Source organism: Streptomyces sp. NPDC055506 (genome assembly GCF_053643595.1).
In genome coordinates, this window is sequence record NZ_JBSHKH010000107.1 from 1 (window position 1) to 12,774 (window position 12,774).

The 12,774-nt window shown below is 72.3% G+C and carries 11 protein-coding genes and 1 pseudogene; 9 read left to right on the forward strand and 3 right to left on the reverse strand.

From position 1 onward, the window contains the following. Positions 1 to 165 precede the first annotated feature (165 nt). Complete coding sequence (gene mfd, locus ACWIF2_RS30600; protein ID WP_454364064.1) at positions 166 to 3,699, forward strand: transcription-repair coupling factor; 3,534 nt, start codon at positions 166 to 168, stop codon at positions 3,697 to 3,699. A 13-nt stretch (positions 3,700 to 3,712) separates the two neighbouring features. On the opposite strand, the pseudogene ACWIF2_RS30605 reads toward mfd, so the two are convergent. From ACWIF2_RS30605 to ACWIF2_RS30615, 3 genes and pseudogenes are all read right to left on the reverse strand, one after another. Then, positions 3,713 to 4,045: pseudogene (locus ACWIF2_RS30605) on the reverse strand (MerR family transcriptional regulator); the annotation flags it as partial. Between the two features lie 50 nt (positions 4,046 to 4,095). Continuing rightward, positions 4,096 to 4,623 (reverse strand): SDR family NAD(P)-dependent oxidoreductase, encoded by a 528-nt coding sequence (locus tag ACWIF2_RS30610; RefSeq protein ID WP_454364066.1) that lies wholly within the window; start codon positions 4,621 to 4,623, stop codon positions 4,096 to 4,098. 132 nt (positions 4,624 to 4,755) lie between these two features. Next, the gene (locus ACWIF2_RS30615) at positions 4,756 to 4,941 is read right to left on the reverse strand and encodes an antitoxin (RefSeq protein WP_454364068.1); all 186 of its coding nucleotides are present in this window, start codon (positions 4,939 to 4,941) and stop codon (positions 4,756 to 4,758) included. Between the two features lie 137 nt (positions 4,942 to 5,078). On the opposite strand from ACWIF2_RS30615, the gene ACWIF2_RS30620 reads away from it, so the two are divergent. From ACWIF2_RS30620 to ACWIF2_RS30655, 8 genes are all read left to right on the forward strand, one after another. Next, entirely contained in the window at positions 5,079 to 5,855 is a 777-nt protein-coding gene (locus ACWIF2_RS30620; protein ID WP_454364070.1) for an HNH endonuclease family protein, read from the forward strand. 20 nt (positions 5,856 to 5,875) lie between these two features. After that, positions 5,876 to 6,580 (forward strand): DNA alkylation repair protein, encoded by a 705-nt coding sequence (locus tag ACWIF2_RS30625; RefSeq protein ID WP_454364072.1) that lies wholly within the window; start codon positions 5,876 to 5,878, stop codon positions 6,578 to 6,580. A 24-nt stretch (positions 6,581 to 6,604) separates the two neighbouring features. Beyond that, entirely contained in the window at positions 6,605 to 7,786 is a 1,182-nt protein-coding gene (locus ACWIF2_RS30630; RefSeq protein ID WP_454364098.1) for an MFS transporter, read from the forward strand. 40 nt (positions 7,787 to 7,826) lie between these two features. Then, complete coding sequence (locus tag ACWIF2_RS30635) at positions 7,827 to 8,567, forward strand: GNAT family N-acetyltransferase (protein ID WP_454364074.1); 741 nt, start codon at positions 7,827 to 7,829, stop codon at positions 8,565 to 8,567. 161 nt (positions 8,568 to 8,728) lie between these two features. Continuing rightward, on the forward strand, positions 8,729 to 9,346 hold the full coding sequence (locus ACWIF2_RS30640) for a hypothetical protein (protein WP_454364076.1): 618 nt from the start codon (positions 8,729 to 8,731) through the stop codon (positions 9,344 to 9,346). Between the two features lie 38 nt (positions 9,347 to 9,384). Further along, on the forward strand, positions 9,385 to 10,878 hold the full coding sequence (locus tag ACWIF2_RS30645) for a protein kinase domain-containing protein (RefSeq protein ID WP_454364100.1): 1,494 nt from the start codon (positions 9,385 to 9,387) through the stop codon (positions 10,876 to 10,878). Between the two features lie 162 nt (positions 10,879 to 11,040). Further along, entirely contained in the window at positions 11,041 to 11,688 is a 648-nt protein-coding gene (locus ACWIF2_RS30650; RefSeq protein ID WP_454364078.1) for a SurA N-terminal domain-containing protein, read from the forward strand. A gap of 76 nt (positions 11,689 to 11,764) precedes the next feature. Further along, on the forward strand, positions 11,765 to 12,772 hold the full coding sequence (locus tag ACWIF2_RS30655) for a nucleoside triphosphate pyrophosphohydrolase (RefSeq protein ID WP_454364079.1): 1,008 nt from the start codon (positions 11,765 to 11,767) through the stop codon (positions 12,770 to 12,772). Positions 12,773 to 12,774: the final 2 nt, after the last annotated feature.

Below are 12,774 nucleotides of genomic sequence, written 5' to 3' on the forward strand. Positions count from 1 at the left end.
GTTTCCGCCTCCGGGGCGGGCCCACGTCAATCTCCGCCCGCCCGGGAACGGGCGTTGTCCACAGCCCCCGCCGCCCGGCCGCGCAGCGTCGTACGCTGGAGACCCCCGGCCCGCGGCGCGCGTCGGGCCCGTCGTGTTGCCCACCCCTGGACGGAAAAGACCCGTATGAGCCTGCACGGTCTGCTCGACGCCGTAGTCAGAGACGCCGCCCTCGCGGAAGCGATCAGCGCGGCCGCAGACGGCAACCGCATGCACGTCGACCTGGTCGGCCCTCCCGCCGCCCGCCCCTTCGCGGTCGCCGCCCTCGCCCGGGACTCGGGCCGCCCGGTGCTGGCGGTGACGGCGACGGGCCGCGAGGCCGAGGACCTGGCCGCGGCCCTGCGCTCCCTCCTCCCGCCGGAGGGGGTCGTGGAGTACCCCTCCTGGGAGACCCTCCCGCACGAGCGGCTCAGCCCCCGCAGCGACACCGTCGGCCGCCGCCTGGCCGTGCTGCGCCGCCTGGCCCACCCCCGCCCCGACGACCCCGAGACCGGCCCGGTCTCCGTCGTCGTGGCGCCCGTCCGGTCCGTGCTCCAGCCGCAGGTCAAGGGCCTCGGAGACCTGGAGCCGGTCTCCCTGAAGCCGGGACAGACCGTCGACCTCGAGGAGATCGTCGACGCCCTCGGGGCCGCCGCGTACGCGCGCGTGGAGCTGGTCGAGAAGCGCGGCGAGTTCGCCGTGCGCGGCGGCATCCTCGATGTGTTCCCGCCCACCGAGGAACACCCCCTGCGCATCGAGTTCTGGGGCGACGACGTCGAGGAGATCCGCTACTTCAAGGTCGCCGACCAGCGCTCCCTCGAAGTCGCCGAGCACGGCCTGTGGGCGCCGCCGTGCCTCGAACTGCTGCTCACCGAGGACGTCCGCGCGCGTGCGCGTGCCCTCGCCGAACAGCACCCCGAGCTCGGTGAACTGCTCGGCAAGATCGCCGAGGGCATCGCGGTCGAGGGCATGGAGTCCCTCGCCCCGGTCCTCGTCGACGACATGGAGCTGCTGCTCGACGTGCTGCCCAAGGGCGCCATGGCCGTCGTCTGCGACCCGGAGCGGGTCCGCACGCGCGCGTCGGACCTGGTGGCCACCTCGCAGGAGTTCCTCCAGGCCTCCTGGGCGGCCACCGCCGGGGGCGGCGAGGCGCCGATCGACGTCGACGCGGCCTCCTTGTGGTCCATCGCGGACGTCCGGGAGCGGGCCCGCGAGCTGGACATGATGTGGTGGTCGGTGTCGCCGTTCGCCGCGGACGAGGAGCTCGACGCGGACACCCTCAAGCTCGGCATGCACGCCCCGGAGACCTACCGCGGGGACACCGCCAAGGCCCTCGCCGACACCAAGGGCTGGCTCGCCGAGGGCCGGCGCACGGTGTTCGTCACCGAGGGGCACGGCCCGGCGGCCCGTACGGTCGAGGTGCTGGGCGGCGAGGGCATCGCTGCCCGCCTCGACGCCGACCTCGCCGAGATCTCCCCGTCCCTGGTGCACGTGGCGTGCGGCTCGATCGAGCACGGCTTCGTCGACACGGCCCTCGGACTCGCGGTGCTCACCGAGACCGACCTGACCGGCCAGAGGGCCGCGGGCCGTGACGGCGCCCGGATGCCGGCCCGCCGCCGCAAGACCATCGACCCGCTCACCCTGGAGCCGGGCGACTACATCGTCCACGAGCAGCACGGCGTGGGCCGCTACATCGAGATGGTGCAGCGCACCGTGCAGGGCGCCACCCGCGAGTACCTGGTCGTCGAGTACGCGCCCGCCAAGCGCGGCCAGCCCGGCGACCGCCTCTACATCCCCACCGACCAGCTGGAGCAGATCACCAAGTACGTCGGCGGCGAGGCCCCCACCCTGCACCGGCTGGGCGGCGCCGACTGGACGAAGACGAAGGCCCGCGCCAAGAAGGCCGTCAAGGAGATCGCCGCCGACCTCATCAAGCTGTACAGCGCGCGCATGGCGGCCCCGGGGCACGCCTTCGGGACGGACACCCCCTGGCAGCGCGAGCTGGAGGACGCCTTCCCCTACGCGGAGACGCCCGACCAGCTCACCACCATCGCCGAGGTCAAGGACGACATGGAGAAGACGGTCCCGATGGACCGGCTGATCTGCGGCGACGTCGGCTACGGCAAGACCGAGATCGCGGTCCGGGCCGCCTTCAAGGCCGTCCAGGACGGCAAGCAGGTGGCCGTCCTGGTGCCCACGACCCTGCTGGTGCAGCAGCACTTCGGCACGTTCAGCGAGCGGTACGCGCAGTTCCCGGTCAGTGTGAAGGCACTGTCCCGCTTCCAGACCGACACCGAGGCCAAGGCGGTCCTGGAGGGCCTGCGCGAGGGCTCGGTGGACATCGTCATCGGCACGCACCGGCTGTTCTCTTCGGAGACGAAGTTCAAGGACCTGGGCCTGGTCATCGTCGACGAGGAGCAGCGCTTCGGCGTCGAGCACAAGGAGCAGCTGAAGAAGCTCCGGGCCAACGTCGACGTGCTGACGATGTCCGCGACCCCCATCCCGAGGACCCTGGAGATGGCGGTCACGGGCATCCGGGAGATGTCGACGATCACCACCCCGCCCGAGGAGCGGCACCCGGTGCTGACCTTCGTCGGCCCGTACGAGGAGAAGCAGATCGGCGCCGCCATCCGCCGTGAGCTGCTGCGCGAGGGCCAGGTCTTCTACATCCACAACCGGGTCGAGTCGATCGACCGGGCCGCGGCCCGGCTGCGCGAGATCGTCCCCGAGGCGCGTATCGCCACCGCCCACGGCCAGATGTCGGAGTCGGCGCTGGAGCAGGTCGTCGTCGACTTCTGGGAGAAGAAGTTCGACGTGCTGGTGTCCACGACGATCGTGGAGTCCGGCATCGACATCTCCAACGCGAACACGCTCATCGTGGAGCGCGGCGACAACTTCGGGCTGTCGCAGCTGCACCAGCTGCGCGGCCGGGTGGGACGGGGCCGCGAGCGCGGGTACGCGTACTTCCTCTACCCGCCGGAGAAGCCGCTGACCGAGACCGCGCACGAGCGGCTCGCGACCATCGCGCAGCACACCGAGATGGGCGCCGGCATGTACGTGGCGATGAAGGACCTGGAGATCCGCGGCGCGGGCAACCTCCTCGGCGGCGAGCAGTCCGGCCACATCGCGGGCGTCGGCTTCGACCTGTACGTACGGATGGTGGGCGAGGCCGTCGCCGACTACCGGCGCCAGCTGGAGACCGGCGAGATCGAGGAGGAGCCGCCGCTCGAGGTCAAGATCGAGCTGCCCGTCGACGCGCACGTCCCGCACGACTACGCGCCGGGCGAGCGGCTCCGTCTCCAGGCGTACCGCGCCATCGCCTCCGCCAACACCGAGGAGGACGTCAAGGGCGTCCGCGAGGAACTCGTCGACCGCTACGGCAAGCTGCCCGAGCCGGTGGAGAACCTGTTGCTGGTCGCAGGTCTGCGGATGCTCGCGCGCGCGTGCGGGGTCGGCGAGATCGTGCTGCAGGGCACCAACATCCGCTTCGCCCCGGTGGAGTTGCGCGAGTCGCAGGAACTGCGGCTCAAGCGGCTCTATCCCGGCACGGTCATCAAGCCGGCGGTGCACCAGGTGCTGGTGCCGCGCCCGAAGACCGCGAAGGTCGGCGGAAAGCCGCTGGTCGGGCGGGAGTTGCTGGGGTGGGTCGGGGAGTTCCTGACGTCGGTGCTGGGGTCCTGACGCCCTGCGCGTGAAGGACCGCCGCCAGCCGGTCGCGCACCGCCACTTGAGCGGCGATGCGCGCGTCCAGCAGGGCGAGGCGCTCGGCGGCGGTCCGGACGGCCCGGCCGGAGGCGGGTCCGGCCATGACATCGCCGTCCAGGCAGGGCAGGAACACCCGTACGTCGTCGAGCGTCAGCCCGATGCCGAGCAGCTGCCGGATGTTGCGGACGCGGACCGCCGCGGCGGCGTCGTACAGGCGGTAGCCGTTGGCGGCGCGTTCGGAGGTGATGAGCCCTGCCTGCTCGTAGTGGCGCAGGGAGCGCGGAGTCGTGCCGGTCGCCTCGGCGAGTTCGCCGATCCGCATACGGGGTTCCGCCATGCGCGTCATACGGGGTTCCGCCATGCGCGTCAGTCTCATGTGACGAGCGCGCCGCCGTCCACCGGAAGCACCACACCGGTGATGAACGAGGCCTGCGGCGAGGCCAGTCGGGCGATCGCCCACGCCACCTCCGCGGGGCGGCCGATCCGGCCGAGCGGCGTGTGGCCGAGCTGCCAGGCACGGATCGCGGCGCGCTGCTCGGGGGTGTGACCCGCGTGGTCCCCGATCGGTGTGTCGATCGCGCCCGGGGCCACGGCGGCGACCCGGATCCCCAGCGGGGCGAGCTCCACCGCCCAGCTGCGCGTGAGCACCTCCAGGGCCGCCTTTCCGGCCGCGTACAGGGAGTTGCCGGGCCAGCCGCGCTGTCCCACCGCCGTCGTCACGTTCACGATCACTCCGCGGGAGTCCCCCGCGCGGCGGCCCACCGCCACAACCTGCGCTCCCTCGTCGGCGAACGCATGGGCGGTGGCCCGGCCTATGCCGGTGCCGGCGCCGGTGACGAGCACGGTGCGTGTCGTCTTCGGAACGGAGGATGCCGAAGTCTTCGGATCGAGGGATGTCATGCGGGGATCGTCCGACCTTGACGCCGGTGTCAAGGTCAAGCGCCGCCCGGGAAGCCGCCCTCGGAACACCGGAAGCCGCCCGCGGGAGGTGCGTACACGTCTCCCCGGACGGCCTCTGAGGGAGGAGAGGCCTTACTGCTGGTCGGGCCGGTCGCGGTCCCGGTCCATGCCGAGCGAGCCTTCCATCCGCTGCTGCCCGGAGTCGACCTGGTCCTCGTACTTGCCGCCCGTCCTCTCGTTGACCTTCTGTTCCGCGGTGTCCGAGCCTTGCTTGCCCTTGTGCCGCGCCTGGCTCTTGAACTTGTCGAAGATGCCCATGCAGATCTCCTTCAGAAGGTGATTCCAAACCGACGATACGCGTGACATGCGGTGAATGCCCGTTTAGGGGCGATGTGGTCTGGACCTCTCCCTCGCTACCGTGGGACCAGGCACGGACAAGCAGGGGAGGGCGCACGGTGACGCGTCTGAGGGGCGGGGCGGCACTCGCTGTCGCGATGGTGTTCGCCGGTTCGACGCTGGTCGGCTGCGAGGGCCTGGCCCCGCCCGCGGACGGCGGCGGACCCTCCGGCTCCGGTGTCCCGGCCGACGGCGACGGACGGGCGGTGAACCCGCTGGACAACCCGGACGGCACCAAGCCGGGGCTCGCGGCGATCACGTCCACCGCGGACCGGGCGAGGGCGAGCGCCGTGATCGAGAAGGTGGCGACGAAGGGTCGCGGCCCCAGGACGGGCTACGAACGGGACAAGTTCGGCTACGCCTGGATGGACTCGGCGCCCCGCGACGTTCCCTTCTCGCACAACGGCTGCGACTCGCGGAACGACCTCTTGAAGCGCGACGGCCAGGATCTCCGTTTCCGGTCGGGCTCGGACTGCGTCGTCATGGCACTGACACTGCACGACCCGTACACCGGGAACGTCATCGAGTGGACCAAGTCCCGTGCGACGAAGGTCCAGATCGACCACGTCATGCCGCTGTCGTACGACTGGCAGATGGGCGCTTCTCGCTGGACGAAGGACAAGCGGGAGTCCATCGCCAACGACCCGCTCAATCTCGTCCCGGTGGACGGCCCGACCAACAGCGCGAAGGGCGACTCCGGCCCGGCGTCCTGGCTGCCGCCCAACAAGGCGATCCGCTGCTCCTACTCGGTGCGCTTCGCCCAGGTGTCGCTGAAGTACGACCTGCCGGTGACGGCGGCCGACAAGGAGATGATGCTGCGGCAGTGCGGGGGGTGAAGGGGCTAGCGTCCTTCGACATGACGGCCGATTCGCTCGACACCTTGCGGACCGAGCTCCGGGGCCTGGCGGAGCCCGGGGTCAGAACGCAGCAACTGCGGGTGCTCCGTCCCCCGGAGGACGACGAACTGCTCGGCGTGCGCGTGCCCGTGCTGCGCGGGCTGGCTCGGGCCCACCGGGACCTGGCGCTCGAGGACGTGGAGGTGCTGCTGCGCAGCCGCGTCCACGAGGAGCGGCTCGCCGGACTCCTCGTCCTGGCCGAGCGGATGCGGACGGCGCGCGGGGCGGAGCGTGCGGCGCTGGTCGGCTTCTATCTGGCGCACACCGGTTGTGTGGACAACTGGGACCTGGTGGACGCTTCCGCGCATGTCGTGCTCGGGCCCTGGCTCGTGGACGGTCCGGCGGACGCCCCGGAGATCCTGGACCGGCTCGCCGCGTCGGCGTCGCTGTGGGACCGCAGGATCGCCGTGGTCGCCACGCTGGCGCTGATCCGCGAGGGACGCTTCGAGCAGACACTCCGCCTGGTGCGCGGGCTGTGCCGGGATCCGGAACCGCTGATCCACAAGGCGCTCGGCTGGATGCTGCGCGAGATCGGCCGCCGGGACGCGCCCCTGCTGGTGTCGTTCCTCGAACGCCATCAGACCGAACTGCCGCGCATCACCGTGCGGTACGCGACCGAGCTGCTCCCGGCGGGCGAGCGGGCACGGTTCGTGCGCACGCGATAGCGCACAACACGGAAGGGGAGCGAACTGCCGACCGGACTCATAGCCCTGGCCCTCGGCGGCTTCGGCATCGGACTCACCGAGTTCCTGATCGCCGGCCTGCTGCCCCAAGTGGCGTCGACTTTCGAGGTGTCCGAGGCGGCCGCCGGGTGGCTGATCACCGGGTACGCGCTGAGCGTCGCCGTCGGGGCGATCGCGCTGACCGCCGCGACGGCACGGCTGCCCCGCAAGCAGGTCCTGGTCGGCCTGGTCGCGCTGTTCGTCATCGGCAACCTGCTCTCCGCCGTCGCCCCGGACTACCCGGTGATGCTGCTCGGGCGGATCGTCGCGGCGCTGTGCCACGGCTCGTTCTTCGGGATCGGCTCGCTGGTCGCACGAAGTCTGGTCGCACCGGAGAAGAAGTCCCGGGCCGTGGCCGTCATGTTCGCCGGGCTGACGGTCGCCAACGTGCTGGGCGTGCCGTTCGGCGCCCTGGTCGGCGAACGCTGGGGCTGGCGGGCGGCGTTCTGGGCGGTCACCGCGATCGGCGTGCTCGCACTGGCGGGAATCGCCGCACTCGTCCCCGGCCGGGCGGGGGAGCAGGGGGCAGCGCCGCCCAGTGGCCTGCGGGACCAGCTCCGCGCCTTCCGGTCCTCGCAGGTCTGGCTGACCCTCGCGGCCACCGCGCTGAGCTACGGCGGCATGTTCGGCGCGTTCAGCTACATCGCGTACACGTTCACCGAGGTCAGCGGCTTCGCCCCGGCGGATGTCGCCTGGCTGCTGATGGTGTACGGCGTCGGCCTGGTCGTCGGAAACCTGGTCGGCGGACGCGCGGCCGACCGCGACCGGGACCGTGCCCTGGTCCTGGCCCTGCTCGGACTCACCCTCACCCTGGCCCTGTTCGGACTGCTGGCCGACAGCGCCGCCGCCTCCGTCGTCCTGGTGTTCCTGATGGGGGTGACCGGGTTCGCCAGTGTGCCCGGCATGATCACCCGTGTCACCGACGTCGCCGGCGGGGCGGCACTGGCCGCCAGTGCCAACGTCTCCGCGTCCAACATCGGCAACGCCCTCGGCGCCTGGCTCGGCGGCCTGGCCATCTCGGCGGGCCTCGGCTACACCGCACCGCTCTACGCCGGCGCCGGGATCGCGCTGACCTCTGTCGTCGTCATGGTCGTCGCCGCACGTCAGGCCAGGTCGGCCCGGCCGGCGGACCGGGTCCCCGCCCGGTAATCCGATTCCCGGTGGGCGCCCGCCCGCCTAATGTGATCGCATGCAGCTCAAGACATCGACCCTCGCCGACCGCCCGGACATGCTGGAGCGGGTCGTCGGAATGGCGGACAGCTGGCCGGAGTTCGTGATCCAGGACCTGGTGGGCGCCGCGCACTTCCCGCGCATCGCCGCCGAACTCCCCGAATACGTCCTGTTCGCCGAGGACGAGCGGGGCGAGGTCGTCGCGAACGCCTACAGCGTGCCCTTCGCTCTCGGCACCAGGGGCGGCGAACTGCCCGCGGGCGGCTGGGACACGGTCCTCATATGGGCCTTCTCCGACCTGCGTCGCGGGGTCCGCCCCGACACGGTCAGCGCGATCTCGATATCCGTCGCCCCGCACGCACAGGGCCGCGGCCTGTCCACGGTGATGCTCTCGGCCCTGCGCGACAACGCCCGGGCCCGCGGCTTCAGCGAGGTCGTCGCCCCGGTCCGCCCCAACGCCAAGCACCTGGAACCGCACACCCCCATCGAGGAGTACGCCCGCCGCGTACGCCCCGACGGCCTGCCCCAGGACCCGTGGCTGCGCGTCCACGCCCGGGCCGGGGCCACCATCGACTCCGTGGCGCCCGCGTCCATGACGGTGGCCGCCTCGCTGGCGCACTGGCGCCGCTGGACGGGACTGCCCTTCGACACCGAGGGCGACATCGAGGTGCCCGGCGGCCTGGTGCCGGTGCGCTGCGAGCCCGCGCGCGGGTACGCGGTGTACGTCGAGCCCAACGTGTGGATGCGGCACGCCGTGTGAGCGCCGGGCGGCAGGTGTGACCGGAGCGAAGTGATCAGCACGACAACGGTTCGGTACAACCCGTGACGGGTTGTCCGTGTCGGGCTATACGCTCGGACTCCCAACCGGGCTCTGTCACTCGCACACCCGTCCCCATCGGCTACACCGGTCCAGGAGCAGTCATGTACGGCCACGGCGCCGCGCCGCCTCCCCGCAGCGCGGCAACGGTCATCTCCCTGCGCGTGCTGTTCGCCGCCGCCGGTTTCCTCACCTGCGGCGTGCTGGCCTGCGTACCGCTGTTCCGGGTGGCCGTCCTGCGCGGACGGGGCCTCGACTGGGTGCTGGCCTGGGTGAGCCTGCCCCTGTCCATCGCGTGCTTCGCGGTGATCGGCGTACTGCCGGAGGGCGACTACCGGACCGACATCGCGCTGGCCGTGATGCTGCTGCTCGGCCTGGGCTCCACCATCTACTTCCTGATCGTGGACATCGGCCACCACAGCGCACCCCGGCAGTTCGCCGGCTACCCGTCGCCCCACGCGCAGACGGCGGCGCACACCCCGTACGGCTATCCGCACCCCGCGCCGCCCTACGCCCCCACGTCCACGCCCGTCCCGCGGCAGCCACCGCACCCACCCGTCGCCGGTGACACCCCGTCGCCCGGCCCCGTACCGCCGTCGCCGCAGCGCCCCGCCCCGGCCCGCATCGACCAGGTACGCGCCGAACTCGACGAACTCAGCGACTACCTGCGCCGGCACGAGGGCGAAGGCCACCGGGACGGCACCCCCGAGGGCGGCAGGTGAGCGCGGCGGCAGGACGTGTCGTCGCCGGCCGCTACGAGCTGTCCACGCTCCTCGGCCAGGGCGGCATGGGACAGGTCTGGACGGCGTACGACCAGCGGCTCGACCGGCGCGTGGCGGTGAAGCTGCTGCGCCCCGACAAGGTGGCCGGGCAGGACGCGGAGGAACTGCGCCGCCGCTTCGTGCGCGAGTGCCGGGTGACGGCGCAGGTCGACCACCCGGGCCTGGTCACGGTGCACGACGCGGGCAGCGAGGGCGAGGAGCTGTTCCTCGTCATGCAGTACATCGACGGCGCCGACCTCGCCGGCCATCTCGCGGAGCACGACCCGTACCCCTGGCAGTGGGCCGTGGCGGTCGCCGCGCAACTGTGCGCCGTGCTCAGCGCCGTGCACGCCGTGCCGATCGTCCACCGCGACCTCAAGCCGCGCAATGTGATGGTGAAGCAGGACGGCACGGTCACCGTCCTCGACCTGGGCATCGCCTCCGTCATGGACACGGACACCACCCGCCTCACCCACACCGGCACCCCGATAGGCTCGCCCGCCTACATGGCCCCCGAGCAGGCCATGGGCGGCGCGGTCGGCCCGTACACCGACCTGTACGCACTCGGCGTCGTCCTGCACGAACTGCTCAGCGGCGACGTCCCCTTCTCCGGCTCCACCGCGCTCGGCGTACTGCACCGGCACCTGTACGAGCCCCCGCTGCCCGTGCGGCGCATCCGCCCCGAGGTCCCCGAGGCCCTGGAGGCCCTCGTCCTGCGCCTCCTCGCCAAGGACCCGCAGCACCGGCCGGCCTCCGCGCAGGAGGTGTACGAGCATCTGGAGCTGCTCCTGCCCGCGCGCGGGACGCCCACCGGAGCACCCCTCGACCCCACCCGCCCGTTCCTGCGCCCGCACGCCCCCTGGCCGGACCGGGCGCGCACCCCGGCGCCGCAGCCCGCGCCCGCCACGCCCGTCACCGAGGCGCCCGGCAAGACGGACATCGCCCGCGCCGTCGACGAGGTCAAACGGCTCCTCGGCGAGGGCCGCATCACCCAGGCCGTCGACATCCTCGGCGCGACCCTGCCCGCCGCCGAACAGCACGGCGAGCACTCCCCGGTCGTACGCACCCTGCGCAAGCAGTACGCGGCCACGCTCCTCGACGACGGCCAGTACCGGCGCGCCCTGCCCGAGCTGCGCCGCCTCGCAGACGAACGCGCCGCCGAGGCCGGCCAGGCCGACCCGCAGTCCCTGCGCTTCCGCTACGAGGTCGCCCAGTGCCTTGAACAGCTGGGCGAACCGGCCGCCGCGCTCGCCGAGTACCGGGCGGTGCTGCCGTACTACGAGAACCAGTACGTGGCCGCCGGCGGCCCCGAACTCGCGCACGACGTCCGCCGCCGCATCGGCCACCTCCTGCTCGCCCTCGGTGATCGCGGCGCCGCCCACGACACCCTCGCCCGGCTGCTGCACGACGTGGAGCGCACCCACGGCACCGGCCACCCGCTGGGCGCGGAGATCCGCCGGACACTGCAGTGGCTGGGGCAGGTCCGCGGTTAGTCCCGGTTAGTACCCGCCCTTCACCCGGCCCGGGGCGGCGCGGCGGTGCCGGAAGTCCTGGTGAATCGTTGGTCGAATGGGTTGGCCAGAGCTCGCCCACTGCCTAACATCGATCAACGCAAGACCTTGTGCACCGTCGCACAATCTCCTCGGGAGGTTTCCTTGCACCGCCGCCGTCGCACCGCGCTCGTCCTCACCGCCGCGATCGCCGCAGCGGCGCCCCTCCTCACCGCCTGCGGAAACGACGCTCATCCCGGCGCCGCGGCCGTGGTCGGCGGGCAGCGGATCACCGTCTCCCAGCTGGAGGAGCGGGTCGGCGAGGTACGCGCGGCCCAGCGGGCGACCGTGCCGAACGACGCCCAGTACCAGCAGGCCATCGCCCGGACCGGCACCCTCACCCGCGACACCCTGCACACCATGATCCTGGACCGGGTGCTGCACCGCGCCGCCGAGAACGCCGGGGTGACCGTCACCCGCAAGGAGATCCAGGAGATGCGGTCCGGCCTGGAGGAGCAGGCCGGCGGCGCCAAGGCGCTGGAGACGACCTGGCTCCAGCAGTACGGCATCCCGCCGGAGCGTCTGGACGACAACCTCCGCCTCCAGCTCGAGGCCCAGAAGCTCGCCGAGAAGCTCAACACGGACACCAGCCGTCCCGAGTTCTGGAAGGCCCTGTCCGACGCCTCCAAGGACCTGAACGTCGACCTCAACCCGCGTTACGGCACCTGGGACGTCCAGAAGAGCAGCCGCGCCGACGCGAAGACGCCGTGGGTGCGGGACGTGACGACGGTCCAGACGCAGCAGGGCATGTAAGAGGTACCCCGGGCCCCCTCCACCGGGCCTGTGGATAACTTCGGGGGCTGTCGGCGACGTGGGATAGCTTCGAATCGTGAACGCCAACAGCCCCGAAGCCACCCCGCGACCCGAGCAGGCCGCCCCCGGCACGGCCGCCGCCCCCGGCCGCATCGTCCTGCTCACCACCAGCCACCGCGTCGCCCCCGGCCTGCTCTCCTGGCCCGCCTGGCAGGCACTGCACGCGGCCGACCAGGTGCTGTGCGCGGACGGCACCCACCCGCAGCTGCCGTATCTGCGCGAGGCGGGGATCATCGTCGACGAGGCCTCCCCGGCCGCCCAGGAGCTGATCGACGCCTGCGCCGGGGGCCGCACGGTGGTCGTCGTGGCGACGGGCGAGGGCGAGCCGGCCCTCACGGACGGCCTGGCCCGCCTGGCCGGCACCGGCCGGGTCGACATGCCCGAGCTGGAGCTGCTCCCCGCCTCCTACGACCTGCCGGGCGCCCGCCTCCTCGACCTCGTCCAGGTCATGGACCGCATCCGCGCCGAATGCCCCTGGTCGTCCCGCCAGACCCACAAGGGCCTGGCGAAGTACGGCATCGAGGAGGCGTACGAACTCGTCGAGGCGATCGAGGAGGGCGACCGCGACGAGCTGCGCGAGGAGCTCGGTGACGTCCTGCTCCAGGTCGTCTTCCACGCCCGCATCGCCGAGGAGGATCCGGAGGAACCCTTCTCCATCGACGACGTCGCCGGCGGCATCGTCGCCAAGCTGATCCACCGGCACCCGCATGTCTTCGGCGAGGAGACGGCCACCACCCCCGAGGAGGTCAAGGAGCACTGGCTGCGCACCAAGGCGGTCGAGAAACAGCGCACCTCCGTCACCGAGGGCGTCCCCCTCGGCCAGCCCGGCCTGGCCCTCGCCGCCAAGCTGGCCTCCCGTGCCCGCACAGCGAACCTGGACATACCGCTCCCGCCCGTCGAGGGCATCGGCTACGACCTCCTGGCCCTGGCGGTCCGCGCCGAGTCGGAGGGCGTGGACCCGGAGGCGGCCCTGAGAGCGGCGGCCCGCGCCTACCGGGACGCGATCAGGGAGACCGAGGGCTGAGG

Coding starts and splice junctions, on each gene's coding strand:
- ACWIF2_RS30610 (WP_454364066.1), bottom strand. CDS start 4,623: ATGACATCCCTCGATCCGAAGACTTCGGCATCCTCCGTTCCGAAGACG.
- ACWIF2_RS30615 (WP_454364068.1), bottom strand. CDS start 4,941: ATGGGCATCTTCGACAAGTTCAAGAGCCAGGCGCGGCACAAGGGCAAG.
- mfd (WP_454364064.1), top strand. CDS start 166: ATGAGCCTGCACGGTCTGCTCGACGCCGTAGTCAGAGACGCCGCCCTC.
- ACWIF2_RS30625 (WP_454364072.1), top strand. CDS start 5,876: ATGACGGCCGATTCGCTCGACACCTTGCGGACCGAGCTCCGGGGCCTG.
- ACWIF2_RS30635 (WP_454364074.1), top strand. CDS start 7,827: ATGCAGCTCAAGACATCGACCCTCGCCGACCGCCCGGACATGCTGGAG.
- ACWIF2_RS30640 (WP_454364076.1), top strand. CDS start 8,729: ATGTACGGCCACGGCGCCGCGCCGCCTCCCCGCAGCGCGGCAACGGTC.